The organism is Corallococcus sp. AB045 (assembly GCF_003668895.1).
GTDB classification, from domain to species: Bacteria; Myxococcota; Myxococcia; order Myxococcales; family Myxococcaceae; genus Corallococcus; species Corallococcus coralloides.
The window spans coordinates 1-26,727 of record NZ_RAWN01000138.1; the positions used below are offsets into that span (position 1 = coordinate 1).

Annotated in this window: 14 protein-coding genes; 2 read left to right on the forward strand and 12 right to left on the reverse strand. The window is 72.5% G+C overall.

The annotated features are described in order from the left end of the window. The coding region (locus tag D7Y21_RS27950; RefSeq protein WP_121716778.1) for an amino acid adenylation domain-containing protein at positions 1-2,839 on the reverse strand (2,839 nt) is incomplete at its 3' end. Continuing rightward, positions 2,836-11,367: a non-ribosomal peptide synthetase gene (locus D7Y21_RS27955; protein ID WP_158627365.1), complete on the reverse strand. Its 8,532-nt coding sequence runs from the start codon at positions 11,365-11,367 to the stop codon at positions 2,836-2,838. The genes D7Y21_RS27950 and D7Y21_RS27955, both read right to left, overlap by 4 nt. Positions 11,368-11,551: 184 nt before the next feature. Between D7Y21_RS27955 and D7Y21_RS27960 the strand changes: the two genes are divergently transcribed. Further along, positions 11,552-12,625: a cupin-like domain-containing protein gene (locus tag D7Y21_RS27960; RefSeq protein ID WP_158627366.1), complete on the forward strand. Its 1,074-nt coding sequence runs from the start codon at positions 11,552-11,554 to the stop codon at positions 12,623-12,625. A 76-nt stretch (positions 12,626-12,701) separates the two neighbouring features. On the opposite strand, the gene D7Y21_RS41955 is transcribed toward D7Y21_RS27960, so the two are convergent. From D7Y21_RS41955 to D7Y21_RS27980, 4 genes are all read right to left on the reverse strand, one after another. Beyond that, a complete protein-coding gene (locus tag D7Y21_RS41955) occupies positions 12,702-15,293 on the reverse strand; it encodes a DUF5916 domain-containing protein (protein WP_158627367.1) in 2,592 nt (863 codons plus the stop codon). 11 nt (positions 15,294-15,304) lie between these two features. Next, complete coding sequence (locus D7Y21_RS27970; protein WP_233592008.1) at positions 15,305-16,402, reverse strand: ABC transporter permease; 1,098 nt, start codon at positions 16,400-16,402, stop codon at positions 15,305-15,307. Then, positions 16,395-17,267: an ABC transporter ATP-binding protein gene (locus D7Y21_RS27975; RefSeq protein ID WP_233592009.1), complete on the reverse strand. Its 873-nt coding sequence runs from the start codon at positions 17,265-17,267 to the stop codon at positions 16,395-16,397. Before D7Y21_RS27975 ends, D7Y21_RS27970 begins: the two co-directional genes overlap by 8 nt. 108 nt (positions 17,268-17,375) lie before the next feature. Beyond that, on the reverse strand, positions 17,376-18,233 hold the full coding sequence (locus D7Y21_RS27980; protein ID WP_120567492.1) for a bifunctional 2-polyprenyl-6-hydroxyphenol methylase/3-demethylubiquinol 3-O-methyltransferase UbiG: 858 nt from the start codon (positions 18,231-18,233) through the stop codon (positions 17,376-17,378). 46 nt (positions 18,234-18,279) lie between these two features. Here D7Y21_RS27980 and D7Y21_RS27985 point away from each other — a divergent pair, with 46 nt between their 5' ends. After that, positions 18,280-19,035, forward strand: coding sequence for a thioesterase II family protein (locus tag D7Y21_RS27985; RefSeq protein ID WP_121716783.1), 756 nt, complete (start codon positions 18,280-18,282; stop codon positions 19,033-19,035). 6 nt (positions 19,036-19,041) lie between these two features. On the opposite strand, the gene D7Y21_RS27990 is transcribed toward D7Y21_RS27985, so the two are convergent. The 6 genes from D7Y21_RS27990 to msrA form a co-directional block, all read right to left on the reverse strand. Then, positions 19,042-21,465, reverse strand: coding sequence for a M20/M25/M40 family metallo-hydrolase (locus tag D7Y21_RS27990; protein WP_121716786.1), 2,424 nt, complete (start codon positions 21,463-21,465; stop codon positions 19,042-19,044). A gap of 10 nt (positions 21,466-21,475) precedes the next feature. Next, positions 21,476-22,735 (reverse strand): ATP-grasp domain-containing protein, encoded by a 1,260-nt coding sequence (locus D7Y21_RS27995; RefSeq protein ID WP_121716788.1) that lies wholly within the window; start codon positions 22,733-22,735, stop codon positions 21,476-21,478. Next, on the reverse strand, positions 22,735-23,817 hold the full coding sequence (locus D7Y21_RS28000) for a cysteine synthase family protein (RefSeq protein WP_233612305.1): 1,083 nt from the start codon (positions 23,815-23,817) through the stop codon (positions 22,735-22,737). The genes D7Y21_RS27995 and D7Y21_RS28000 overlap by 1 nt, the downstream gene beginning before the upstream one ends. Before the next feature lie 49 nt (positions 23,818-23,866). Next, positions 23,867-25,390, reverse strand: coding sequence for an argininosuccinate lyase (gene argH, locus D7Y21_RS28005; protein ID WP_233592012.1), 1,524 nt, complete (start codon positions 25,388-25,390; stop codon positions 23,867-23,869). Beyond that, positions 25,387-25,911 (reverse strand): aminoacyl-tRNA deacylase, encoded by a 525-nt coding sequence (locus D7Y21_RS28010; RefSeq protein ID WP_233612306.1) that lies wholly within the window; start codon positions 25,909-25,911, stop codon positions 25,387-25,389. Before D7Y21_RS28010 ends, argH begins: the two co-directional genes overlap by 4 nt. A 110-nt stretch (positions 25,912-26,021) precedes the next feature. Beyond that, entirely contained in the window at positions 26,022-26,678 is a 657-nt protein-coding gene (gene msrA, locus D7Y21_RS28015; RefSeq protein ID WP_120567497.1) for a peptide-methionine (S)-S-oxide reductase MsrA, read from the reverse strand. Positions 26,679-26,727 lie beyond the last annotated feature (49 nt).

The window sequence follows — 26,727 nt, forward strand, 5'->3', positions numbered from 1 at the left end:
GGGGATGAGGGGACGGGCCGCGCGGGGGCGGCTCCAGCGGGAGCAGGCGCGGAACCAGCGCGGTGGGCCCGGGTTCCACGGCCTGCTCGCGCGCGAGCACCACCACGTCCTGGATGGCGGGGTGCTGGCGGAGCGCCGCTTCAATCTCGCCCAGCTCCACGCGGACGCCGCGGATCTTCACCTGGTGGTCGCCGCGCCCCAGGAACTCCAGCTCGCCATCCGGCAGCTGGCGGGCCAGGTCGCCGGTGCGGAACAGGCGCGAGCCCGGAGGGCCGAAGGGGTCCGGCACGAAGCGCTCCGCGCTCAGGTCCGGCCGCAGGAAGTAGCCGCGGGCCAGGCCCGGGCCGCCCAGGTACACCTCGCCGGGCGCGCCCGGAGGAACGGGCTGTCCGCGCACGTCCAGCACGTGCATCTTCATGTTGCCCAGCGGCTGGCCCAGCGGCACCGCCTTGCGCGCCATGCCGGGCGCGCAGGTGAACCACGTGGCGTCGATGGACACCTCCGTCTGGCCGTAGAAGTTGAAGAGCGTCGCGGAGGAGTGCTCCGCCAGCCGGTCCACCAGGTCGGTCGTCAGCGCCTCGCCTCCGCAGACCACCGTGCGCAGCGCGTGGCAGTCCGCCATGCGGGGCTCTTCCAGCACCACGCGCAGCAGCGACGGCACCACGTTCATCTGCGTGACGCCGCGCCGGGCCATGAGGTCCGCGATGTAGCGGCTGTCCTGGTGCGCGCCGTCGCGCACCATCACCGCGCGGGCCCCCGCGAGCAGCGCGCGGAAGAACTCCCAGATGGAGGCGTCGAAGCCGAACGAGGCCACCTGGAGGACGCGGTCCTCCGGTCCGATGGGCAGCGCGTGCTGTTCCCAGAGCATCCGGTTGGCGATGCCCGCATGGGCGATCATCACGCCCTTGGGCACGCCGGTGGAGCCGGAGGTGTGGACCACGTACGCCAGCTGCTCCAGGTGGACGGTCCGCGCGGGAGGCGTCTCCGGAAGGCCTTCCTGCCGCCACGCGCCGGGCTCCAGGCGCGCCTCCGGCGGCACCGGCAGCTTGACCGCGAGCAAGGGGGGCGCGAGCACGTAGCGGGCGCGGCACTCCGCGACCATCAGGGCCAGCCGCTGCGTGGGGGCTCCGGCGTCCATCGGCACGAAGGCACCGCCGGCCTTCATGACCGCGAGCATCGCCACCAGCACCTCCGTCGAACGGGGCAGGCACAACGCCACGCGCTCCTCGGGCTCCAGCCCGGACGCGAGCAGCAGGTGCGCGAGCCGGTTGGCCCGGCGCTCCAGTTCCGCGTACGTGAGGGGGTCGTCCTCGCACTCCACCGCGATGGCGTCCGGCGTGCGCCGTGCCTGCTCCTCGAAGAGGACGTGCAGGGGGCGCGGGGACAGCGGCACCGCGGGCGGGTGGAAGGACTCCAGCGCCTGCTGGCGTCCGGCCGCGTCCAGCAGCGGCAGCTCGGAGACGCGGCGCCGCGGATCCGCCGTGATGCCTTCCAGCAGGCGTTCGTAGGCCCGCGCCAGCCGGTCGGCGGTGGAGGCGTCGAAGAGGTCCGTGTTGTATTCGAGCCAGCCCGTCAGCGCGCCCGACGTCTCGACCAGCGTGAGGGTGAGCTCGAACTTGGCGGTGTCCGTCTCCAGGTCCAGGTTCGTGAGCGTGAGCCCCGGGAGCGCCAGCGGCTGGAGCGGCGCGTTCTGGAGCACGAACATCGTCTGGAAGAGCGGCGAGCGGCTCAGGTCCCGCTTCACGCGCAGGTCCATCACCAGCTTCTCGAAGGGGACGTCCTGGTGGGCGAAGCCGCCCAGGGCCGTCTCGCGCACGCGGGCCACCAGGTCCGTGAAGCGCGGGTCGCCGGAGAGGTTCGTGCGCAGGGGCAGCGTGTTGACGAAGAAGCCGATGAGCCCTTCGGTCTCCGCGCGGTTGCGGTTGGCGATGGGCGTGCCGACGACGAGGTCGTCCTGGCGCGTGTAGCGCTGGAGCAGCACCAGCCACGCGGCCAGCAGGGTCATGAACAGCGTGGCCCCCTCCTGGCGGGAGAGGGTGTTCAGCGCGGCGGTGACGGCCGGGCTCACGCCCAGGGGCAGCTGCGTGCCGCGGAAGGTCTGGGCCGGAGGACGCGGCCGGTCCGTGGGCAGGCCCAGCGCGGTGGGCGCGTCCGCCAGGTGCGCGCGCCAGTACGCGAGCTGCTCCTCCAGCACGTCGCCCTGGAGCCAGTCGCGCTGCCAGCGGGCGAAGTCGGAGTACTGCACCTTGAGTGGCGGCAGCGGCGAGGGCGCGCCCTGGAGGAAGGCCGCGTAAAGCTCGGCCAGCTCGCGCACGAACACGCCGATGGACCAGCCGTCGGAGACGATGTGGTGCATCGACAGCAGCAGGATGTGCTCGGCGTCCGACAGGCGCAGCAGCTTCCAGCGGATCAACGGACCGCGCTCCAGGTCGAAGGGCGCGGCCACGTCCTCGGCGGTCAGTTCGCGCACGCGGCGCGCGGTCTCCCGCGCGTCCAGTCCGCCCAGGTCCACCACGTGCAAGGGCAGCTCGGGCGCGGGCCCCACGACCTGCACGGCCTCGCCCTCGCGGGCCTGGAAGGTCGTGCGCAGGGATTCGTGGCGCTGGACGATCTCCTGGAAGCTCTTCTCCAGGGCGCCGCGCTCCAGCGTCCCGCTGAGGCGCACGGCGAAGGGGATGCCGTAGTGGTGGCTGCCCGGCTCCAGCCGGTCCAGGAACCACAGCCGCTGCTGGGCGAAGGAGGGTTGGAAGGCCCGGGGCTTCGCCGCGCGCTGCTGGATGAGGGCCCGGGCGCGGGCGCGCTTCTCCTCCAACGCGGAGGACTGCTTCTCGTCACTCATGATTCGATTTCTCCGCTTTCGAGCTCCGCGATGAGCGCGTCCAGCTCCGCCTCGGACAGCCCATCCACCCGGGGCAGCGCCTCATCTGGCGCGCGCGCCGTGAGGACGGGCTGCTTCCTGACTTCCGCCTGCCGTGAGACGACCTGCGCGAGCGCGGCCACGGTGCGCGCCTCGAAGGCGCTGCGCAGGGGCACGTCCACGCCAAGGGACTCGCGCACGCGCGAGATGACCTGGGTGGCGAGCAGCGAGTTGCCGCCCAGTTCGAAGAAGTCGTCGTGGACGCCCACCCGGGTGGCCCCGAGCAGCTCCGTCCAGATGTCCGCCAGCCGCTGCTCCGTGGCGTCGCGCGGCGCCACGCTGTCCGCGCGGGGCGTGGCGTCGGGGGCGGGCAGCGCGCGCCGGTCCACCTTCCCGTTGAGGGTGAGCGGGAGCGCGTCCAGGAACACGATGGCGGACGGCACCATGGACTCCGGCAGCCGGCGGCGCAGGTGGACCTTGAGGTCGCCTTCCGTGCACGCCTGCTCCGGCGCCAGCACCGCGTGGAGCACCAGCCGCTTGCCGCGGGGCCCGTCCTCGCGGACCGTGGCGATGGCCTGCCGCACGGCGGGGTGCTCCAGCGCGAGCGACTCCACCTCGCCGGGTTCGATGCGCAGGCCGCGCAGCTTCACCTGCGCGTCGGTGCGGCCCAGGAACTCGAGCGCCCCGTCCGGCAGGAAGCGGACCCGGTCGCCGGTGCGGTAGAGGCGGGCGCCGTCGCGCGTGTCGAAGGGGTGGGGCACGAAGGCGCGCGCGGTCAGCTCCGGATGGTTCAGGTAGCCGCGCGCGAGACCCAGACCGCCCAACCACAGCTCGCCAGGGACGCCCACGGGGACGGGCTGCTGGTGCGCGTCCAGGACGTAGGCCTGGGTGTTCGCGATGGGACGCCCGATGGGCGGGTTCACCGCGCCAACAGAGACCGGGCCGCTGGTGGCGACGACCGTGCACTCCGTGGGGCCGTAGTGGTTGATCAGCTGGAACGGGGTGCCTTCGGGTGCGCCCCGGTGCAGCCGGTCTCCGCCGGTGAGGAGCGTGCGCAGCGCCGCGTGCGCGGGCCACGGCTGCGTGAGCACCGCCTCCGCCAGGGGCGTGGGGAGGAAGCAGCGGGTGATGCGCTCCTCGGTGAGCCACGCGACGAGGCGCTCCGGCATGGCGCGCACCTCGTCCTCCACGATGTGGAGGCTGGCGCCCGCCGCGAGGGTGGGCCACAGCTCCCAGACCGCGGCGTCGAATGCGAGGCCGGCGGCCTGGGTCGTGCGGTCCTCCGGCGTCAGCGCGTAGGTCCGCTGATGCCAGTCCACCAGGTGGGCCAGGCCCGCGTGCTCCAGCTCCACGCCCTTGGGGCGGCCGGTGGAGCCCGACGTGTAGATGACGTACGCCAGGTGGCGCGGACCCGTGAGCTCCGGCGGAGCATTCGCGGGCTCCGCAGTGGCGCCGAAGCCGTCCTCCGCGAGCAGGCAGCGGCAGTCCGGTGGGAGCGTCAGCGCGGCGGTGCCGCGCGAGGACAGGAGCACCGGCGCGCGGACATCCTCCAGGATGGACTGGAGCCGCTCCGGGGGCGCGGAAGGGTCCAACGGAACGTAGGCGCCGCCTGCCTTGAGGACGCCCAACGCGGCTTCGACGAACGCGGTCGAGCGCTCCATGCAGAGCGCCACGGGCACGTCAGGCCCCACGCCCAGCCCGCGCAGGTGCCAGGCCAACCGGTTCGCGCGGACTTCGAGCTGGCCGTAGGTGAGGGCCTCGCCCGCGAAGGCCACCGCGAGCGCGTCCGGCGTGCGCCGCGCCCAGGACTCGAAGCGCGCGTGCACGGGGACGTGGGATGGCGGTGCCACCGGGCGCGGGTTCCACGCGTGGAGCAGCGTGTGCCGCTCCCCGGCCGTCATCAGGGGCAGGTCGCCTACGTGGCCGTCGGGATCCGCCGCGATGCTGGAGAGCAGCACCTGGAAGTGCCCCGCGAGGCGCGCGATGGAGGCCTCGTCGAAGAGGTCCGCGTCGTACTCGAAGCGCGCGGTCAGCCCGCCGTCCTCGCCGCGCTCCAGCGCGAGGTCCAGGTCGAACTTCGCCGGAGCGGACTCGGACTCCAGCAGCGTCAGGCGCAGCCCCTGGAGGGCGCGGGAGGGCAGGGGCGCGTCCTGGTAGGAGAACGCGACCTGGAAGAGCGGCGTGCGGCCCAGGTCGCGCTCCACCGCGAGCGCTTCGACCAGCTTCTCGAAGGGCACGTCCTGGTGCTCGTGCGCCGCGAGCACGGACTCGCGCACCCGGCCCAGCAGCTGGCGGAAGGTGGGGTTGCCGGAGGCGTCCGTGCGCAGGGGCAGCGTGTTGACGAAGAAGCCGATGAGGCCTTCGGTCTCCACGCGCGTGCGGTTGGACAGCGGGCAGCCCACGACGAGGTCGTCCTGGCCCGTGTAGCGCAGCAGCAGCGTCTGGAACGCCGCCAGCAGCGTCATGAACGGCGTGGCGCCTTCGCGCCGGCCCAGCTCCGCGAGTCCTCCGGCGAGCGCCGCCGGGAGGTGGACCGCGTGACGTCCGCCCGCGAGTGTCCGCACCGCGGGCCGGGGACGGTCCGTGGGCAGCTCCAGGACACCAGGGGCGCCCGCGAGCCGCTGCTTCCAGTGCGCGAGCTGCCGCGCCAGCACGCCGTCCGCCAGCCACTCCCGCTGCCACAGCGTGAAGTCGATGTACTGGAGCGGCAGCGGCGCGAGCGCCGGAGGGGCGCCCGTGGAAAACGCCGCGTACAGCGCCCCCAGCTCCCGCAGCAACACGGTGACGGACTCGCCATCCGCGACGATGTGATGGAGCGTCAGGAGCAGGACGTGCTCATCCGGGCCCAGCCGCAGCAGCCGTGCCCGCAACAGGGGACCTTGGGCGAGGGCGAACGGAGCGCGAGCCTCATGCTTCGCGAGCTGGCGCACCTGCGCGTCGCGCGCCTCCGGGGACAGGCTGCCCAGGTCCACTTCGGGCAGTTCAAGGGGGACGTGCGCGTGGACGCGCTGCACGGTGCGGCCCTGGTGCTGGGAGAAGGTGGTCCGCAGCGCTTCGTGGCGGCGGACCACTTCATCCAGGCCTCGGCGCAGTGCCGCGACGTCCAGCGGACCCTGGAGGCGGACCGCCGCGGGCAGGTGGTAGCGCGCGTCGCCGGGCTCCAACTGGTCCAGGAACCACAGCCGCTCCTGCGCGTAGGACAGCGGCGCTTCCGGCGCTCGGTCCGTCCGGTGCGTCAGCGCGGGACCGCGCGCCGGAGCACGCACGCCTCCGTCGATGCGCGCGGCGAGCGAGGCCACCGTGGGCGCCTCGAACAGCGTGCGCAGGGGCAGCTCCACCCCGAACACCTCGCGCACGCGAGCGAGCAGTCGCGCTGCCAGCAGCGAGTGGCCGCCCAGCGCGAACCAGTCCTCGTGCAGGCCCACGGCCCCGCCGAGCAGCTCCGCCCAGAGGTCCGCGAGCTTCTGCTCCGTGGCAGTGCGTGGCGTCGTGTCCTCCAAGGACGTGGAGCGCTCCAGCTCGGGCGCGGGCAGGGCCTGACGGTCCACCTTGCCCGTGGGGGTCAGCGGCAGCGCGGGCAGGAGCACGAAGGCCGCGGGGCACATGACTTCCGGCAGCTCGCGGCGCACGTGCTCGCGCAGCGTGGAGCCGGTGAGCGCTGAGTCCGGCGCGGCGACGACGTAGGCGACGAGGCGCCGGCCCGCGGGAGGCTCTTCGCGCACCGCGACCACGCACTGGCGCACTTCCGGGTGACGCTGGAGGACGGATTCAATCTCCCCCAGCTCGATGCGGAAGCCACGCAGCTTCACCTGCTGGTCGAGCCGGCCCAGGAACTGGAGTTCGCCGTCCGGCAGCAGGCGCGCGAGGTCCCCGGTCCGGTACAGACGCGCGCCGGGAACCGTGCTGAAGGGATCCGGCACGAAGGCGCGGGCGGTGAGGCCGGGGCGGCCCAGGTAGCCCCGCGCCACGCCCGGTCCGCCGATGCACAGCTCGCCCGCGACGCCCAGCGGCTGGGGCCGCAGCCCTGCGTCGAGCACGTGCACGTGCACGCCGTCCAGCGGCCGGCCGATGGTGGGGAGTCCAGACTCCACATCCGCGGATCCGACCGGGGCGAAGGTGGCGGCCACGGTGCCTTCGGTAGGGCCGTAGAGGTTGGTGACGCGGAAGGGAGTGTGCGCGGAGGGCCGCTGGCGCAGCCGGTCGCCGCCGGTGGTCAGCTCGCGCAGGGCGAGCGACTGGGGCCACTGTTGGCCGAGCACGCCCTCCGCCAGGGCCGTGGTGAGGAAGGTGTGGGTGATGCGCTCGGCGGCGAGCCACCCGACGAGCCGCTCCGGCAGTGCGCGCACGTCATCGCCGGGCAGGTGCAGGCTGGCACCCGCGATGAGCGCGGGCCACACCTCCAGCACGGACGCGTCGAAGACCGGCGTGGACAGGTGCGTGGCCCGGTCCTGGGGCGACAGGGCGAAGGTCCGCTGGTACCAACCCGCGAAGTGGGCCAGGCCACCGTGCGTGAGCTGCACGCCCTTGGGCCGCCCGGTGGAGCCGGACGTATGGATGACGTAGGCGAGGTGGTCCGCGACGGGCGTGACGTCCAGCGCGGTGTCCAGTGCGTCGTGGACCGGGGCCGTCACGTCGTCCAGCACCCGCGTGGACGCGGGCAGCCGTGAGCGCAGTGCCGGCGTCGTGAGCACCACCGCCGCGCCCACGTCCTCCAGCAGCGCCTCAAGTCGCGCCCGCGGTGCATCCGGATCCAGCGGCACGTACGCGCCGCCCGCCTTGAGGATGCCCAGCAGCGCCAGTACCTGCTCGGGCGAGCGGTGCATCAGCACGCCCGCGCGTACGTCCGGACCCACGCCCAGCTGGCGCAGCCGGTGCGCGAGTGCGTGGGCCTGGCGCTCCAGCATTCCGTACGACCACTGTCGCCCGTCCGAAGCGATGGCCAGCGCGTCGGGCGCGATCACGGCACGTGCCGCGATGGCGTGGTGAACGGGAGTGAAGGACGCGGGCGCCAGTGCCCCCGCGCTGAACGTCCGCACGCGCGCCTGCTCCGCGTCCGGCAGCAGCGGCAGGGCCGACACGCGCTGGTCCGCGTCCGCCGCGATGCCCGCGAGCAGGCACGTGAGGCGCGCCACCATGCGTCCAGCCGTGTCCGCGTCGAAGAGGTCCGTGTCGTAGCGGAGCGCGCCGTCCAACCCGCGCGGCGCATCCGCCATCTGGAGCGCGAGGTCGAACTGCGCGGTGCCCAGCTCCACTGGCACGCTCTCCGCCTCCAGACCCGCGAAGCGCACGCGCACGCCGGCAAGGCCCAGCACCAGCGGGGTCAGCTCCTCGCGCTGGTGGGGCTGCTCCCAGGCGAACACCGCCTGGAACAACGGAGACCGGCTCGCGTCGCGCGGACGCCGCAGCCGTTCCACGAGCAAGGGGAACGGATACTCCTGGTGCTCCAGCGCCTCCAGTACCGTGCGCCGCACCCGGCCCAGGTGCGCGCGGAACGGCGGGTCCCCGGACAGGTCCGCCACCAGCGCCACGGGATTGACGTGGTAGCCGACGACGTCCTCCAACCCCGAGCGCGTGCGCCCCACCGCGGGCGAGCCGACCGCGAAGCGCTCCTGTCCCGCGTGCCGGGCCAGGAGGACCTGCCACGCGGCGAGCAGCAGCGAGAACAGCGTCGTGCCCTCTTCGCGCGCCAGCGCGCGCAGCCGCCGCGTCAGGTCCGCGTCCAGCCGGAAGGTGCACGCGGCGCCCCGGAACGCGCGCACCGGGGGACGGGCGCGGTCGGTGGGCAGCTCCAGCACGTCCGGCACGCCGTCCAGCCGCTGGCGCCAGTACGCGAACAGCCGCTCGCCCTCGGGGCCCTCCAGGAACGGGCGCTGCCAGCGGGCGAAGTCCGACGGACGCAGGGCCGGAGCGGGGGACGCGGAGTCCCGTCCCTCCTTCAACGCGGGGTAGAGCCCGTGCAGGTCCTCTGCGAGCAGCGCCAGCGACCACAGGTCCAGGATGAGGTGGTGCGCCGCGAGCAGCAGCACCTGGCCGCCGCCAGCGTGGGCGTACAGCGAGGCGCGCAAGAGCGGCCCCTTCTCCAGCGAGAACTGGCGTGACGCGTCCGCCGCCAGCGCGCGCCGCAGCGGAGCGTCCTCCAGCGGAAGCGAGGTCGCGTCCTCCAGGAGCCCTCCGCTCCTGGCCGTGTCCGCCCGCTGCACGAGTTCACCGTGCTCCAGGTGGAGCGTGGTGTTCGGGGCCGCGTCCGCCCGCTGCACGAGCTTGCCGTGCTCCAACTGGAGGGCCGGGTGCACCTGCTGCACGAGCTCACCGTCGTGCTCCAGGTGGAAGGTGGTGCGCAGGGCCGGGTGCCGCGCCACCAGCCGCGCCAGCGCCTCGCGCAGCGTGGGCACGTCCGCGGGCGTGTGGAAGCGCACCGCGAAGGCCAGGTGGTTCGCGGTGCTGTCCGGCGCCAGGAGCTGCGCCAGCCAGAGCGCCTTCTGTCCCTCGGACACCGGGTGGCGCCCCAGCGCGTCCCCCGACGCCACGGGCGCGAGGGGCCGCTGCCCCAGCGTGCCCACCAGCTCCCTCGCCAGGGCCCGCAGGCTCACCGCATCCATCAGCCGCGCCAGGGACGTATCCGTGCCCAGCCACGCGTCCAGGTCGCTCTTGAGCTCCACCGTCGCCAGCGAGTCCAGCCCCAGGCTGATGAGCGTCCGCTCCGCGTCGACGTGCGCGCGGGGAACGCGCAGCCGCGCGGCCACGGCGTCCACCAGCGACGCCTCCAGCAGCGCCGCGCGCTCCGGCTCCGGGAGCGCGAGCAGTTGCTCCGGACGCAGCGTGGGCACGGGCGGAACGGAGGCCTGGAGCGTGCTCTGGCCCAGCACCTCCAGCTCCCCGGCGAGCCACGCCTGACGGCACGCGTAGCGCTGCACCTTGCCGCTGGAGGTCTTCGGCAGGGAGCCCGCCTGGATGAGCACCACGTCATGCGCCTGGGCGTCGTGCGCCAGCGCCACGGCCTCGCGGATGCTCCGGGCCAGCGCCTCCAGGTCCGTGCCGGCGTGGCGCGCGTCCACCTCCTGCACGACGACCAGCCGCTCCTCGCCCTCCAGCTCCACGGAGAACGCCGCGGTGCAGCCCGGCCGCAGCGCGGGGTGCACGCGCACCGTGGTGGACTCCACGTCCTGCGGGTACAGGTTGCGCCCGCGCAGGATGATGAGGTCCTTGATGCGCCCGGTGACGAACAGCTCGCCGCCGCGCAGCACGCCCAGGTCGCCCGTGCGCAGGTAGCGCGCGTCGTCCGAGCCCCCGCCCTCCACCCGCGCGTGGAAGACGCGCGCGCTCTCCTCCGGGCGCTCCCAGTAGCCCTGGCCCACGCTGGCGCCCGCCACCCAGATTTCGCCCTCCTCGCCGGGCGCGCACTCGCGAGCGGTGCGCGCGTCCACCAGCCGCACCGTGTTCCCCTCCAGCACCCGTCCGGAGCCCACCAGGTTCACGCCGTCCGTCACCGGCGCTGTGCCCAGCGCGTGCCCGGTGACGATGAGCGTCGACTCGGCCAGCCCGTAGCAGGGGTAGAAGGCCTCCCTGCGGAAGCCCTGCGGCGCGAAGGCCTCGTGGAAGCGCTCCAGCGTCTCCGGCCGGATGGGCTCCGCGCCGTTGAAGGCCACCTTCCAGCGGCTCAGGTCCAGCGTCGCGCGCTCCTCCGCGCTCACCTTCCGGACGCACAGGTCGTAGGCGAAGTTGGGGCCGCCGCTCGTCGTGGCCCCGTAGCGCGACACCGCCTGCAGCCAGCGGAAGGGGCGCTGCAGGAAGGCGATGGGCGACATCAACACGACGGGGAAGCCGCCGTAGAGCGGCTGGAGCAGCCCGCCGATGAGCCCCATGTCGTGGTACGGCGGCAGCCAGATGACGCCCCGGCTGTCGCGCGAGTGGCCGAACGCGCGGTGGATGAGCGCCAGGTTCGCCAGCAGGTTGCGATGCGTCAGCATCACGCCCTTGGGGCTGCCCGTGGAGCCGGACGTGTACTGGAGGAACGCCAGCGCGTCCCCCGTGACGCCCGGGTCCTTCCAGCCGTCCTCCAGCCCCGGCGCCAGCGCGTCCGTGGCCACCCAGGTGAGCCCCGCCAACTCCGGCGCCTGCTCGAAGAGCATCCCGGCCATGCCGTGGATCATCTCCGTGGTGAGCACGAAGCGCGCCCGCGCGTCGCGCACCATCGCCTCCAGGCGCGGCAGGCTGCGGTTGAGGCGCATGACGTCCGGCGGATACGCCGGCACCGCCACCACGCCCGCGTACAGGCACCCGAAGAAGGCCGTCAGGTATTCGTTGCCCGGCGGGAACAGCAACAGCGCCCGCTCCCCCCTCGCCCCGTTCGCCTGGAGCCACGCACCAATGGCACGCGCCTGCCGGTCGAACTCGCCATAGGTGAGCGCCGCTTCCTCGGATTCGCCATCCACCAGGAATGTGTAGCCCTGATGTCCTGGCGCTTCGGCTGAACGAAGACGCAAGAGTTCAATCAGGCTCGCCGGTGACATGTCGTTGGGCTCCACGCGATGTATGGCTTGGAAGACGGCATTCATGTGTCACGGCCAAAGTGTGTCTGTCAAATCTTGCATTGATATACTTGAACCCTGTAAATTCCTTGATGACTGGTTTCTTCCGGCCCAAAGACAACCATCCAGGTTTCAATTCCAACACCGGGTCCCTCTAGGAGAGCGGATGTACGAGAACATCGAGCGCATCAAGGCCCCTACTCGCGAAGTCTTCCTCGACGAGTACGTGCGGAAGCAGAAGCCCGTCATCATCACGAACCTGTTCGACGGACAGCCCATCCGGCGGCTGTCCAGCCTGGACATCGCCCGCAAGGAACTGGGGGACATGCCCGTCGTGGTGCAGGAGGGCCACGAGGAATACTTCACCCGCATGCTGTCGATGCTCATCTCCAAGGACTTCACCTTCTCCGACATCGGAAAGAACCAGAGCACGGTGAACGGCTATCTGGAGATGGTGGCAAAGGACCCTGACAGCCGTCTGGTCTGCGCGGAGGTCCCCCGGTCGATGATCCAGAAGGTGGAGGCTGGATACACGATCCCCGAGTACTGCCATCCGGACCCGGGGGAACCCGACGAGTACACGTCGATGCTGTGGCTGGGGAACACGGGCAACTTCACCCACATGCACTTCGACGCGGACTACAAGAACATCTTCCAGTACCAGCTCTGGGGGGAGAAACGCGTGGTGCTGGTCCCGCCCACGTCGTCGCGGAAGATCCTGCCCATGCGTAACAACAGCGCGCTCAGCCCGGAAGGACTCAGCCAGGAGGAGAATGACAACTTCGTGCGCTACGTCGGGGGTTATCAGGCGGTGGTGCGCACCGGCGAGACGCTCTTCATGCCCGCCCTGATGTGGCACTACTTCGAGTACATGGACACCAGCATGGCGCTGACCATGCGCTTCCGCCGTAACAAGTACCTGCGCTTCCTGGCGGAGAACTTCCACACCGACTACCGCCTCCAGCACATCGCCTGGAAGCTGGCGAACGAGCGGGGCGTGGGCGAGCAGGGCCTGAAGGCCTTCGCACGGCTGGAGGCGGAATTCCGCAAGCCCATGGACAACCCCATGGAGAAGGCGACCCACCTCCAGAAGGCAATCAATGAGATCTACGAGAGCTTCTGCACGGATGGGCTGAAGGGAGACCTGAGCCGTCCCTTCCTGGAAGAGATTCGCGGCGCCATCCGGAACATGGATGTCCTGGCGGGTTCTCTGTATTCAGACGAACGGCCCACTGTCTGAGTTGGCTTTGAGGGCTGGCGCCCGCCCAATCCCTTGCATCGGCGGGGGATGGGGTGGGCGCCGGACCTGATACGTCTCAAAGCCCCCACTGGTGGGACCACTTCAACAGCCAGGTGTCCGTGGTGGCGCCGTCCAGCAATTGGTTGGGCGCCAGGCGGGTCACCTGCGCGGTGCCCGGCGTGGTGGGCAGCTCCGTCTGCGCGCGTGAGTAGACGAAGTACAGCGTGGAACCCAGCCGGTACTCCCAACGCAGCACGGCGTTGAGGTTGAGCGCGGACTCGTGGAAGTCCGGGTCCAGCGCGGTCGTGGTGGGCGTCAGCCGTGCGAGCGGCAGCCGGCCGTTCGTGTCCGGGGTGCCTTCGAAGAAGGGGCCGTAGCGGCCGTACGCGGAGAAGAACTGCGCGTACGCCTGGAGCGTGAGCCGCGGGGTGAGCACCAGCAGCTGGCGCAGCGTGAAGGACATGGCGCGCGGGTGCAGCTGGCCGAACACGAGCCGGCCGTCCTCGTCCCCCACGTAGCGGGGCCCGTCCAGGTTGGTCAGCAGCTCGCTGGTCAGCTGCGTCTCCAGGCGCGGCGTGGGGCGCCACGTCATGGTGACCGCGCCGCCGCCGCCCGTCTTGGAGGGCAGCGGCGCCGGGGCGGAGATGCGGCCCACGTAGCCGTCCAGCTGGAAGGAGAGGGCGCGGTTCTTGTCCGTGGAGCCCGCGCACGCCGCGTACCGGTACGGCGGGCGCTCGTAGGGGATGCCGGTGAGGGGAATCTCTCGGATGTCGCTGCGCCCGGTGAGCTGGCCCAGCTCGCACTCCACGGCGTGGAAGCCGGGCAGCGTGGCCAGCGCGCCCACCGTGACCTTGTGGCTGAGGCGGATGCCGCGCCCGTCCGTGGTCCAGCCGGTGATGCCCTGCACGGAGGTGGAGAAGTCCAGCAGGGGCCCGAAGCCGGTGGGCCGCACGAAGGACACCCGGCCAGACGCCTCCTGCACGTTCTGGGACGGCTGGTAGCCCGTGGTGCTCAGCTCCAGGCGCGGCGACAGGTACTCGTAGCCCACGTCGAAGCGGAAGGGCTCACCGCCCTGCTTGCCGCCGCTCACGTAGGCGCCCAGGCCCAGGTCCCCCGGGCGCAGGAGCGTGCCGTCGCGCAAGGGACGTCCCGCCTCCGGGCCTCCCGCCACGCGCGAGCCGGTGAGCTGGCCGCGCACGCCCCACGCGCCGTCCGTGCTGCGCACGTCCCAGTCCAGCGCCGCCGCGTTCCCGCCGGCCACCCGGCACGCGTCGCGCTCTTCGGGGTCCGAGGGCAGGATGCCCGCGCACAGGTCCGACAGGGGCGTGGCCGCCGCGAAGGTGCCGCCCACGGACACGCCGGTGACGGGCTGCTGGCGCAGCACGACGGTGAGGAAGTTCTGCGCGGCGCCCGCCTGCGCGGGCAGCTCGTTGTTGGGGCCCAGGTGCAGCGGCCGGGACGGGTGGAAGCGGATGCGCCGGTCCGGCAGCGCTTCGCCGTCCGCGTCCACCAGGCCTGTCCTGGGCGCGGAGGGGCCCATCACCACCGCGTCCAGCACTCCCACCTGGAGCGTGTCGGTGAGGTTTCCGGTCAGCTTCACCGCCGCCAGGATGGGCGTCTGCAGGCCGATGCGCCGCGTGTAGAAGAGCGTCTGCGAGGAGTCCCCCACCGGCTGGAAGACGTCCATGCCCTGGAGGAAGAAGGGGCGCTTCTCCGGGAAGAACTGCTCGAAGGTGCTGAGGTTGAGGATGAGCTGATCCGCCTCCACCTGGCCGAAGTCCGGGTTCACCGTGGCGGTGAGCGTCAGGTCGCTGGTGAGCGCCGCGCGCAGGTCCACGCCCACGTCCGCGGACGGGGAGCCCAGCCGGGGCGAGGGCCGCGCCGGGTCCGCGTAGCGGGGGCTCATGCCGAAGCGCGCGGCGACGTAGGGCGTCAGCTGCACGCCGCCGCGGGACGGGATGCGCTCCAGGCCCTCCAGGTGCCCGAAGCGGGACACGAAGGCGTTGTCGTTGCGCGGCAGGAGGGTGGAGTCGATGACCTCCCGCGTGCGGGCCAGGTTGCGGCGCACCGCGAGCCCGAAGGTGTGCGTGGGCGCTTCCGGGAAGCGCAGCAGGTGCAGGGGGATGACCAGCTCCGCGGACCACCCGTCCGGCAGGTCCGCGGCGGCGCCGTCCCACACCGCGTCCCAGTCCTCGGTGTACTTGATGTCCTCGAAGTAGAGGACGTCCCGCAGGATGCCGCCCGCGTTCACCGTGAACGCGTACGCGGTGCGGTGGTCGTGCGCGCTGTCCACCATCACCGTCACGGAGTCGGACTCCGGAGGCCGGTCCCGGCGCCCCAGCTGGCGGTTGATGAGCAGGGGCTGCGAGTCGCGCGCCAGGATGCCGACGTAGAGGTTGTCGTCGTCGTAGAGGACGCGCAGGTCGGTGCGCTCGCTGGGCGCCGCGCCGTTCTTCGGGAAGGTCTGCACGAAGCGGTCGAACAGCGGCGCCAGCGCCCACTCCGCCTCGTCCAGCCGGCCGTCCAGCTGGATGGGCTTGAGCGTGCGCCGGGCCTGGATGGCGCTGGACGCGGGCGGCCCTTCCGCGCGCGGAGAGGAGGCCCAGAGCAGGGTGAGGAGCCCCATGACGACGGGCGCCGTGGAACGCGGACGGAGAACGGAAGACATGGGAGAGGTGCTCAGGTCCAGCGGAACAGGCGCACGGCCAGGGCGAAGCACGCGGAGCCCCACGTGCCCAGGATGGCCAGGTCCGGCAGCAGCGCGGACAGCGGCGCGCCTTCGTTGATGACGGCGCGCATGCAGGCGTTCATCGCGCTCAGGGGCAGCGCCCGGACGAGCGGCTGGACCGCGTCCGGGAAGTGGCTGGAGGCGAAGAAGATGCCCGCAAGCCCCATCATGGGCACCATCACCACGTTGATGAGGCCCACGGCCGTCTCGCTGGTGCGCGCGCGTGAGGCGCACAGGAACGCCAGCCCGCTGAAGGCGAACGTCCCCGCCAGGGCCACCGCCGCCACCGCCGCGAGCGAGCCGTGGATGGGCATGCCGAACGTCACGCGCGCGAAGCCCAGCACGAGCGGCAGGTCCACGCACAGCACGAACACCACCCGTGCCAGCGCGAAGGACAGCAGGTACTCCGGGCGGCGCATGGGCGTGGCCGCGAAGCGCTTGAGCAGCCGGCGCTGCCGGGCCAGGACGATGACGAACGTGATGCCCCACATGCTGCCGGCCATCACGTTCATGCCGACGAGGCCGGGCACCAGCCAGTCCACGTAGCGCGTGCCGGGCGCGCTCACCGCGTCGTCCTTCACGGGGCGCGCGTCGGCGCGGCCGGCGTCGCGCTGGAGCACGTCGTCCACGAAGGTGCGCGTGGCGGGAGACTCCGGGCGGGTGGGGTCGAAGCGGTAGGCCAGCGCGCCCCCGGTCTGTTCCGGAGGCGTCACCTGCAGCGCGAACCGGCCGGTCCGCAGGCCCGCGTTCGCGTCGGAGGCCGGGACGCGCTCGGGCGTGAGGCTCGGGTGGGCGGCCAGGGCCGCGGCGATGCGCTCCGCGCCGGGCCCGTCCACCACCGCCACGCGCGTGCGCGGCGTCACGCCGTGGTTGAACGCGCTGCCCAGCGCCACCGTGAGGAGGATGGGGAAGACGAACGTCCAGAAGATCGTGCCCGGCTCGCGGATGAACTCCCGCAACCGGGTGAGCGTCAGGCGCGCCAGCGGCGGCATGCGCCGTCCCCGCGCGGGCCGCGCGCCAGCGGCCGCGTCCATGGTGGGCTCAGTCACGAAGGTTCCTCCCCGTCAGGGACACGAAGACGTCCTCCAGCGTGGCGTTGCGCGTGGTCAGCCCGGACAGCTCCGCGCCGCGCTCCGCGATGCGCGCGAGGATGGCGGGCAGCGCCAGGTGGGGCCGCGACACCGACAGCGCCAGGCGGCCCGTGAGCGTGGTGCGCGCGGCCGTCACCCCGGCCACGGACTCGAAGTCCGGCGGGCCCAGCGCGGGCTGCGTGGTGAGCTCCACCACGTGCTCGCCGCCCAGCGACGCGACCAGCTCCGCGGGCGTCCCCACCGCGATGACCTGGCCCTTGTCCACCACCGCCACGCGGTCGCAGAGCTGCTCCGCCTCGTCCATGTAGTGCGTGGTGAAGACCACGGTGCGCCCGCGCGCGCGGAACGCGGAGATGAGCTGCCAGAGCGCCCGGCGCGACTGCGGATCCAGGCCCGTGGTGGGCTCGTCCATGAAGATGAGCTCCGGGTCGCCCGCCAGGCTGCACGCGATGGACAGCCGCTGCCGCTGGCCGCCGGACAGCCGCACCACCCAGCTGTCGGACTTGTCCGTGAGCTGGAGCAGCGCCAGCAGCTCCTCCGTGTCCGGTCCCTGCGAATAGAAGGACCGGAAGAGCTCCAGCGTCTCGCGCACCGTCAGCTTGTCGGAGAGGAGGTTCTCCTGGAGCACCACGCCAATGCGCTCGCGCAGCGCGTTCCCGGCCTTCTCCCAGGTGCGCCCCAGCACCTCCACCTCGCCGCGGGTGGCCGTCTGGAGTCCCTCGAGGATCTCCAGCGTCGTCGTCTTCCCCGCGCCGTTGGGGCCCAGGAGTCCGAAGCACTCGCCGGTGCGGACCTCCAGGTCGAGGCCCCGAACGGCAGCCACATCACCGAACTCTTTGTGCAGTCCCCGCACACGGATGGAAATCCCCACCTGTCTGGAAATAGACAAATTCCAGGATGCGAACAAGGAGGTGCCGGGTAGGCGCGGGGCTCAAGCTGGCTTGATCACCACGAGTCCGAACATCAGCGGGATGGTGGGCAACTCCTCTGGTGGCCACATGCGGCGGCCCTCTGTTTCGCGCATGCGCGGGAAGAGGCGCGCGCCGTTCGCGTACGGGTACTCGCGGAGGGCCTCGAGCCGCAGGCCCGCGGACAACAGGGCGGTGATGATCTCCCCCAGTCCCCACTGGAACGTGTGGTCCGGGTGCGCGTTGCGGAAGTCCTTCACGCCGTCCTGGAAGCCCCAGGGCACGAGCGCGTCCTGCGCCTGCGCGACGTAGTCCGTCACGCCAGAGGTCTCCACGTGCACGCCTCCACCGTAGGGGTAGTGGAGCCTCCACTGTTCGTCGAGCGTGAGCGCCAGCGGATGGAAGTCGACGACGACGAAGCGGCCTCCCGGCGCGAGCACGCCCGCGAGTCCCCGGGCCCACGCGCCCAGGTCGGACAGCCAGCACATCGCACCGTAGGAGGAGAAGGCGACGTCGTAGCGCGTGCCCTCCGCGGAGGCGGCGGCGAGCCAGTCGTAGACGTCCTGCCGCACGAAGGTGCCCGGGAGGCCGGACGCGTCGGAGAGCGAGCGCGCGAACGCGATGGCCTCGTCGCTGATGTCCACGCCCGTCACCCGCGCGCCCCGGGCCGCGAAGCTCAGCGTGTCCTGCCCGCTGTTGCACAGGAGGTGCACCAGCGACCGGCCCCGCACGTCCCCCACCAGCTCCCGCTCCTCGGGGAAGAGGGTGCAGTGGCCTTCGCGCAGCGCTCGGGCCTGGTCGCCCTTGTGGCTGTTGTGTGCCGGGGTGGCCTCGTTCCACGAGCGCCGGTTGGCTTCATGCAGTTCTTTGGAGGGAGCCATGGGGCCATGATTCCAGGGGTGCGGGGGGGAAGGGTAGAAGGGAGGGGTGACTTCCTCCTGGCTGCCCCTGCACCGGGCCCGCGCCGGCACCCGGGTGCGCCTGTTCTGCTTCCCGTTCGCGGGCGGTGGCGCGTCCGTGTTCCGTCCCTGGGCCGGCGTGCTGCCGGAGGGCATGGAGCTGGCCGCGGTGCAGCCGCCAGGACGCGAGGAGCGCCTGGCGGAGCCGCCCTTCACGTCGCTGCCCGCGCTGCTGGATGCCTTGGACGCGGCGCTGACGCCCTGGCTGGAGGACCGGCCGTTCGCCTTCTTCGGACACAGCCTGGGGGCGCTGGTGGCCTTCGAGTGGACGCGGCGCCTGCGCCAGCGAGGCGGGCCCGCGCCGCTGCACCTCTTCGTGTCCGGCGCGCCCGCGCCCGGCCTGCCGCGCACGGGCCCCCTGCTGCACGCGCTGCCGGAGCCGGAGTTCCTCCAGGTGGTGCGGCAGCTGGGCGCGGGGGCCTTCGACGGGCTCCCGGACGCGGGGCTCCTGGACGCGTGGGGCCCCCTGCTGCGCGCGGACCTCCAGCTGGCGGAGAGCGCGGCCCCCGGGCCCGGTGAGCCGGTGGACGTTCCCCTCTCCGCCTTCGGAGGGCTGGATGACGCGGCCGTCTCCCGGGAGGAGCTGGGCGCGTGGCGTGAGCGGACGCGCGGCGCGTTCTCCCAGCACATGCTGCCCGGGGGACACCTCTTCATCCGCGCTGGCTATCCCGCCGTCATCCAGGTGCTGTGGCGGAAGCTGCGCGCGGCCGTGCCGGGACTCTGAAGCGCGTCAGTACTCGCCCGTCACGCTCACCAGCGTCTCGTCCGTCACCGCGAAGCCGAAGGGCACCGGCATGGTGTCCTCCGGACGTTGGGCCGCGGGAGTGCCGGGGGCCTGGTCCAGGTCGTAGCGCACGGCGGTCGCGCGGAGTTGGACCCGCGTGCCCTCGGGCACGGTGAGCTCCAGCGGCAGGCCTCCCGGCGGCACGTCCCAGTACTCCAGCAGACCTCCGCCTGGGACGTCGCGCAGCCGGGCCACGGCGCTCGAGTCCACCGGCTGGCCGGCGATGGTCAGCGCCCGCAGCGGCGTGCCCGCGCCGAACCGGACCTGGAGCAGCGGCGCCTTCTCCACGGACTCCACGAGGAGCACCAGCCGTCGCAGTCCGTCCCGCGTCTCGTCCTTCGTCACGCGCACGTTGGGGGCCGGCAGGGGCCGGTGTGGCGCGGGTGCCACGCGTACGTCGCGCCAGAAGCGGGGCAGGTAGCTGTCCAGGCGGCGCGCCGGAGCATCCGCGCTCACGAAGCGCGAGGCCCACGCGTCCACCTCGAAGTCGCTGGAGAGCCAGTACGCCTCGCCCCGGTTTGCATCCACGGCGTAGGCGACGCTGCTGGGGCGCGGGTCGCTCGCGTCGAAGCGCTCCCGCACCACGCCTACGCCCAGCAGCACGCACGCCAGCGCGAGCACGGGCAGCGCCACCGTCCGGCCGGGCCGCGCCATCGGTGCGAAGACCTGCGGCCACAGCATCGCGAGCCAGGGCGCCACCGCCAGCGTCGCCACCGGTGCCAGGGCGAGCGTCAGCGCGACATGGAGGTTGATCACCTGCGGCACCCACAGCAGCAGGGCCGGAATGGCGCTCAAGGCCAGCAGCAGCCGGCCTCGCGCGGAGGGCTGCACCGTCGGCCCGCGAAGCCGTCCTCCGAGCGCCAACGCGCCGAAGAGTGCGGGCACCGCGAACAGGTAGCTGAGGCCCGGCGCCACGAATGCGCTGGCCACGCCCAGCACGGCCCACACCGAGAGCGCCCCCGCCACCAGCTCCTCCGAGAGCGCCCCTCGCGGGAAGCGCGCTTGGACGCCGGCCCCCGCCACCCGCTCCTCCGCGAGTGCCCCGTGCGGGGAGAGCGACTGGACGGACACCGCCACCCGCTCCTCCGCGCGTGCCCTGCGCAGGAAGAGTGCCTGGACGCCGACCACCGCCGACAGCGTGAGCGCCAGCAGTCCCGCGATGAAGAAGTCGCCGTGGTAGGCGTCGCCCTGCGGCAGCACGCCCAGGCCCCCGTCGACGCGCAGCACCAGCCACCACGCGGCCTGCACCACCGCCGCGCCCGCCACCGCCGCCGCGAGCAACGCGCCCGCGCCCCACGCCAGCCCGGACGCGCGCAGCCGGCCCTGGCGCAGGCCCCGGACGAGCACCGCCACCACCGCGAGCAGCGCCAGCAGCGCGATGGGCCCGGCCCAGGAGGCCGCGTGGTGCACGAGGAAGGGCCCGACGTTGAAGTAGACGGCGTCCTCCGGGGGCGCGGGCTCCAGCGCGTCGTCGCCCAGGTGCCGTGCGAGCGCGAGCATCACCTCGCCGTGGTGCTGGAGGCTGTCCAGGCCGAAGTGGGCGAGGTCGTCCGTGCGCGCGTGGTAGCGCATGAACCCGTCGAGGAAGCCGAAGTTGAGGCCCGTCTTCCCCCGCTGGAGGAAGACGGAGAAGTCCGTGTCGTTGCGCAGCCGCTGGTACACCTCGTTGAAGAGCGAGCTGGCCTGGGCGGGCGCCCCCGAGCGCGCCAGGTGCTGGATGAGCCATCGGTTGCCGGGGCCCGGCTGGAACATCAGCGAGGGCCCGTGCGAGCCCCGGGCCTCGAAGTTGAGGACCACGGACACCTGCTCCGCCAGCGGGTGATGGAACGCGAACGCCCGCGCCCCCACGAGCCCCGTCTCCTCCGCGTCCGTGAAGAGGAAGAGGACGTCGTTGCGCAGCGGCGGGCCCGTGCGCAGCGCCCGCAGCGTCTCCAGCATCGCCGCCACGCCGGCCCCGTCATCCGAGGCCCCGGGCGACGTGGGCACGGAGTCGTAGTGCGCGACGATGGCGATGACGCCGCGGCTGTCCTGGCCCTTCACGTGGGCGAGCACGTTGTGGACGGTGGCGCCCGGGATGGAGTTCTCCTCCATGTCCGGGTGGATGGCGGCCGTGGCCTGCACCTCCGGCGCGACGCCCAGCCCGCGCACTGTGTCCACCAGGTACTCGCGCACCTCGCGGTGGGCTTGCGAGCCCACGGGGTGCGGCCGGGCCGCGATGCGCGCCAGGTGCTCGCGCGCACGCCCCGCGGAGAACACCTCCGGAGGCGCTGTCGCGGGCAGCGCCGTGGGCGCGGAGGCGAAGTGCAGCGCGAGGGCGGCGGTGAGCGCGGTGAGCACCACGGCCGCGAGGCTGGCGAGGCGGGGGCTCATGCGCGGACCTTCACGCCGCCGCTTCCGGGGCCACCACGTCGAAGCGGATCCGCCCCAGCGCCTGCGTCACCGCACGCTCCACGTGGGCGCGCTCCCCTCCGCTCGCGATGACGTGGCCCAGCCGGTCTCCGGAGCTCTCCGGCGGACGCACGGTGACTCCCGGCGCCTTGTCCACGGACACCTCGCGCACGCCGTCCTCCTGACGTGCGCCCTCCACGCCGTGCACCGCCGCGAGCCGGCCCGCGCCGGGCGCGGTGAGGAAGCGGATGGAGGCCGTGGCCTCCTGGCGGGGCGTCAGGTCCACGGGCCGCCCGAGCAGCTGCTCCAGCAGCACCGTCAGCAGGTCGATGCCGGTCGCGTGGCGCACCAGCTCCGGAATCATCCCGCCCGCCAGCCGCGGGTTGATTTCGATGACCACCGGGCCCTGGGGGCAGAGGCGGATCTCCGTGTGCGCGGGGCCCAGGTCGAAGCCCACCGCGTCCAGCGCGGCCACCACGGCGCGCTCGAGCGCCTGCCGCTCGCTGTCATCGATGGGCGCCGGGAAGTCGTGCCCCATCTCCACGAAGTGGGGCGGCGCGGACAGGTGCTTGCGCGTGACGCCGATGATGCGCGTGTCGCCCCGGGCGAGCGTCACGGTCTCCACGCTGAATTCGGGCCCGGTGAGGAAGCCCTCCACCAGCACCTCGCCGGCCAGCGCCTGGCCGCGCTCGTTCACCCGGCGCGACGCGAGCGCCCGGTAGTGCGCGAGCAGCGCCTCGGGCGAGTCCACGCGCCGCACGCCGGTGCTGCCGCTCTCCGCGGTGGGCTTCACCACGCAGGGGTAGGTGGCCTCGCGGCTCACCTGGAGCGCCTGGGCCTCGGAGGTGACGAGCCAGAAGTCCGGGGTGGGCAGGCCCGCGGCGCGCAGCACCCTCCGGGACTCGTGCTTCTCATGGCAGATGCGGGCCGCGTCCGGGTTCAGGTAGCGGAAGCCGTACCGGGCGGCCAGCTCCGCGACAAGGGGCACGTAGAACGTGGAGAAGGTCAGCATCGCGTCCACGCGCGCGCGCGCCGTCAGGGCCCGCACGCAGGCGTCCATCGCCTCCCGGTCGTTCGTGTCCGCCTCCAGCACCTGGAGGCCCGGGCTGCCCGCGAGCTTCGCGAGGAAGGGGTACTTGCCGGGCTGACGGGTGATGAAGGTGACCTGCTGTCCCTGGGCCACCAGCCGCTCCACGGCCAGCTTGCCGGTGCCCGTGGTGTTGCTCTCGATGAAGGCGAAGTGCGCGCGCATCACAGCCCCAGGTCCCGGGTGAGGTCGCCGCTGAGGGTGATGCCGGGCGCGTGGTAGGGGACGCCGCCGTCGTGGGGCAGCGGCGCGTGGCTCCAGCGCTCGGCCACGTCCACGCCGTAGCGGATGGCGTGCGGGGCGGCGGCGGCGGCGCACTCCGGACCGGCGATGTGGTGCTTCGCCAGGTAGTCGTCCGAGTAGATGGTCTCCCCGTAGCGGTCGCCCTTGTCCGGGAAGATGCCCACGACGTGGGCGTCCGGGCCGAACTGCTCCGCCAGCCACGAGCCCACGATGTAGACCGCGCCGGACGAGCCGCCCGCGAAGATGCCCTCGCGCCGGGCCAGCTCGCGGCAGCCCTGGAACACCTCGCCGTCAGACAGCCAGTGGGCCTCGTCGATGACGCGGTAGTTGATGTTGCCCGCGATGATGCTGTTGCCGTGGCCGCTCTGGAGCCGGGGGCGGTTGGGCTGGTGGAACTGCACGGAGCCTACCGCGTCCACGGCCACCACGCGCACGTGCGGCAGGCGCTGCTTGAGCGCGGCGGCCGTCCCGCTGAGGGACCCGCCGCTGCCCACGCTGGCCACCAGCGCGGCGATGTTGCCGCCCAGCGCCTCGGTCAGCTCCTGGGCCATGGCGCTGTTGTACGCGCCCGGGTTGCTGGGGCTGTCGTACTGGCGCGGCCAGAAGGCGCCGGGCACATCGCGCAGCACGTCCCGCAGGCGCTCCAGCCGCGACTGCTGCCAGCCGCCCGTGGGGTGGTAGGCGTCCACCACCAGGACCTCCGCGCCCAGCGCGCGCAGCTTGGCGGCGGTGCTCACGTCGATGCGCGGGTCGGTGACGATGATGACCCGGTAGCCCTTGAGGGTGCCCACGCGGGCAAGGCCCTCCGCCATGGTGCCGGAGGAGCTTTCGACGATGGTGCCGCCGGGCTGGAGGTCGCCCCGGGCCTCCGCGTCGGTCACCATCTTGAGCGCGACCCGGTCCTTCATCTGCCCGGGCATGGACAGCTCCAGCTTGCCCCACAGCGTCGCGCGCGGCCGGTTCACGGCGCGGCCCCGCAGCGAGACCAGGGGGGTGTTCTTCATCAACTCCAGGACGGACGAGACCTTGAGCATGGCGAGAGGACGGGCAGGGTTAGGGGGTCGGAAATCCGGAGGCGGTGAGGAGCGCGGTGACGGCGTGGTCCAGCCGTCCGCGCGCGTCTTCCTGTTCGACGCGCCAGCCATGGAGGGAGGCGGTGAGGCCCGGGTCCTCCAGCGCGGCGAGCTGGACCAGGACGGAGGCGGGCGCGGGACCTCCGCCATAAGCGGACGCCTCCACGCAGGTGGCGGGCTCCAGCGCGCGCGCCAGCTCCGCCTCGTCGAGCGTGAATGCGCGCGAGGTGACTTCGAGCAGCAGCGCCTCCAGCTCGCGCCGGGCATCGGCGGCGGTGAGGGGCGCGTCGCCCGTCCTGCGCGCCACGAGCCGGGCCACCACGTCGTGGGCCGTGCGGAACGCGAGCCCGTGCCGCGCGACCAGGTGGTCCGCGACCGCGGTCATTGTCGTGTCCGCGTGAACCAGGAAGGAGCGCATGGCCTCCGGGCGGACGCGCACGTGCTGGAGCAGCAGGTCCATCAGCTGGAGCGCCTTGCTGATGCCCCGGAGCGCGGGCCACAGGTGCGCGGAGACTTCACCGCTGACCTCCACGCTGTTGGTGAAGGGCGTGTTCTTCAGGCCCATCAAGGCGTTCATCAGCGCGCCGGTGGGGTGCACCGCCTGTCCGCGGATGTGCTCCAGGACGAAGGCGTTGCGCTTCTGCGGCATGATGGAGCTGGTGCTCACCAGGTCATCCGGCCAGTCGAGGAAGCCGTAGGCCAGGCTGCCCCAGGCCTGCAGGTCGTTGGCCAGCCGCGTAAGCGTGGTGCCCATGAGCGCCAGGGGCCCGAGCACCTGGATGACGAAGTCCCGCGAGCCGACGGCGTCCGCCGAGTTGTGCACCGGCGCGGAGAAGCCCAGCAGCCGCGCGACCTCGTGCGGGTCGATGGGGAACGACGTGCCCCCTCCGGCCGCTGCGCCCATGGGGCTGCGGTTCACCGTGCCGTAGCTGGCGGCGAGCCACGTGGTGCCCCGGACGAACTCCGACAGCACCGCCGTCAGGTAGTGGCCGAACGTGGAGGGCTGCGCGGGCTGCTGGTGGGTGAAGGAGCTCATCACCGTGCGCGCGTGCGCGTGCGCCTGCGTGCTCAGCGTGCGCGACAGGGACTCGCAGCCGGCGAGCACGCCCAGCAGCTCCGTGCGCAGCCGCATCCGCGTCACGGTGGCGTTGATGTCGTTGCGGCTGCGGGCCACGTGCGCGGATCCGCCGACCTCGCCTCCCAGCCGGTGGATGTATTCGTTCTCGTACGTGAGATAGAGGCCGCGGTGCGACGCGGGCGTCTCGAACACGGTCTCACCCGCGTCCGAGCGCAGCCGCAGGTCGCGGTTGACGGACAGCAGGCGCGCCACGGTCTCCGCGGGGAGGATGCCCCGGTGGGCGAGCATCACCAGGTGGGCCGCGTCGATGCGCAACAGGTGCGGCAGCACCGTGCGCTGGTCGTCCGCGAAGCCCGGTTCGTAGAACAGCCGGAAGAGGACGGGGTGGGGCGGCAGCGAAACGCGGCCCAGGGTCTGCGCGCTCATCGTGCGTCCACCGGGGAAGCCGCTGCGTCCTCCGCGGCGATGTCAGCCACCACCGCGCCGGTGAGCCGCTGGATGTCCCGCGGCGAGATGCGCAGCATGTGCTGATCATCCCCGCCGCCACCGAAGACGACGTCGTACGGGAGCACGCGCGAGTCGATGACCACGGGCAGCGGCGTCGCGTGCCCCACCGGAGGAACGCCGCCGACGGCGTAGCCCGTGAGCCGCAGCACCGTCTGCGCGCTGGCCAGCTTGAGCTGCGTGAGCTGGAGCGCGGCGGCCACCTTCGCGGTGGCGATGCGGATGTCGCCGGGCGCGATGGCCAGACACGCGCGGGACGCGTCCTTCTTCCCCTCGAAGACGATGGTCTTGACGATCTGCGCGGGCGCCACGCCCAGCGCCGCTGCCGCCAGCGGCACCGTGGGCATGTCCGAGCCGGGGTTGATCAGCGTCGCGGCGACCTGGGAATCACGCAGGTACCGCTCCAAGAACTCGCGTCGGGAAGGCTCATCCGTCGTGTGCATGACGGACGCGATTTTAAAGGATTCCCTTCTCCCGTACAGAGTGCCCGCGGAGCGGAACCCGTGGCGGTGGATCCGCTCCGCACGCGTGTTTCACGTCGTGCGCGCGAGTGTCACGCGCTGACGCCGACGCCAATCGGGCAGCTCACGCCGGTGCCACCGACGCCGCAATAACCCCCCGGGTTCTTCTGCAGATACTGCTGGTGGTAATCCTCGGCGTAATAGAAGGCCGGCGCGGGCAGGACCTCCGTGGTGATGTCGCCCAGGCCCTTCGCGTTGAGCGCGGCCTGATACGCCTGCCGCGTCTCCTCCGCGGCGCGCTTCTGCGCGTCGTTCGCGAAGTAGATGCCGGAGCGGTACTGCGTGCCCGCGTCGTTGCCCTGGCGCATGCCCTGTGTCGGGTCGTGGTTCTCCCAGAACACCTTCAACAGCTGCGCGTACGTGACCTTCGCCGGGTCGAACACCACGCGCACCACTTCGTTGTGGCCGGTGAGCCCGGAGCAGACCTCTTCGTACGTGGGGTTCGGCGTCAGCCCGCCCGCGTAGCCCACCGCAGTGGAGTACACGCCCGGCACCTGCCAGAACTTGCGCTCCACCCCCCAGAAGCAGCCCATGCCGAAGACGGCCGTCTCAAAGCCCTCCGGCACCGGCCCCTTCAGCGGGGTGCCCAACACGGTGTGCTTCTGCGGAACCGGCATCTCCTGCGGACGGCCCGGCAGCGCCTCCTGCGGAGTGGGGAGCCTCGACTTCTTCGGGGACGTGAAGAACATGCTCTAGCTTTAGCCCCGAGCCTTCCCATTTTCACGCCCGGCGCACGCC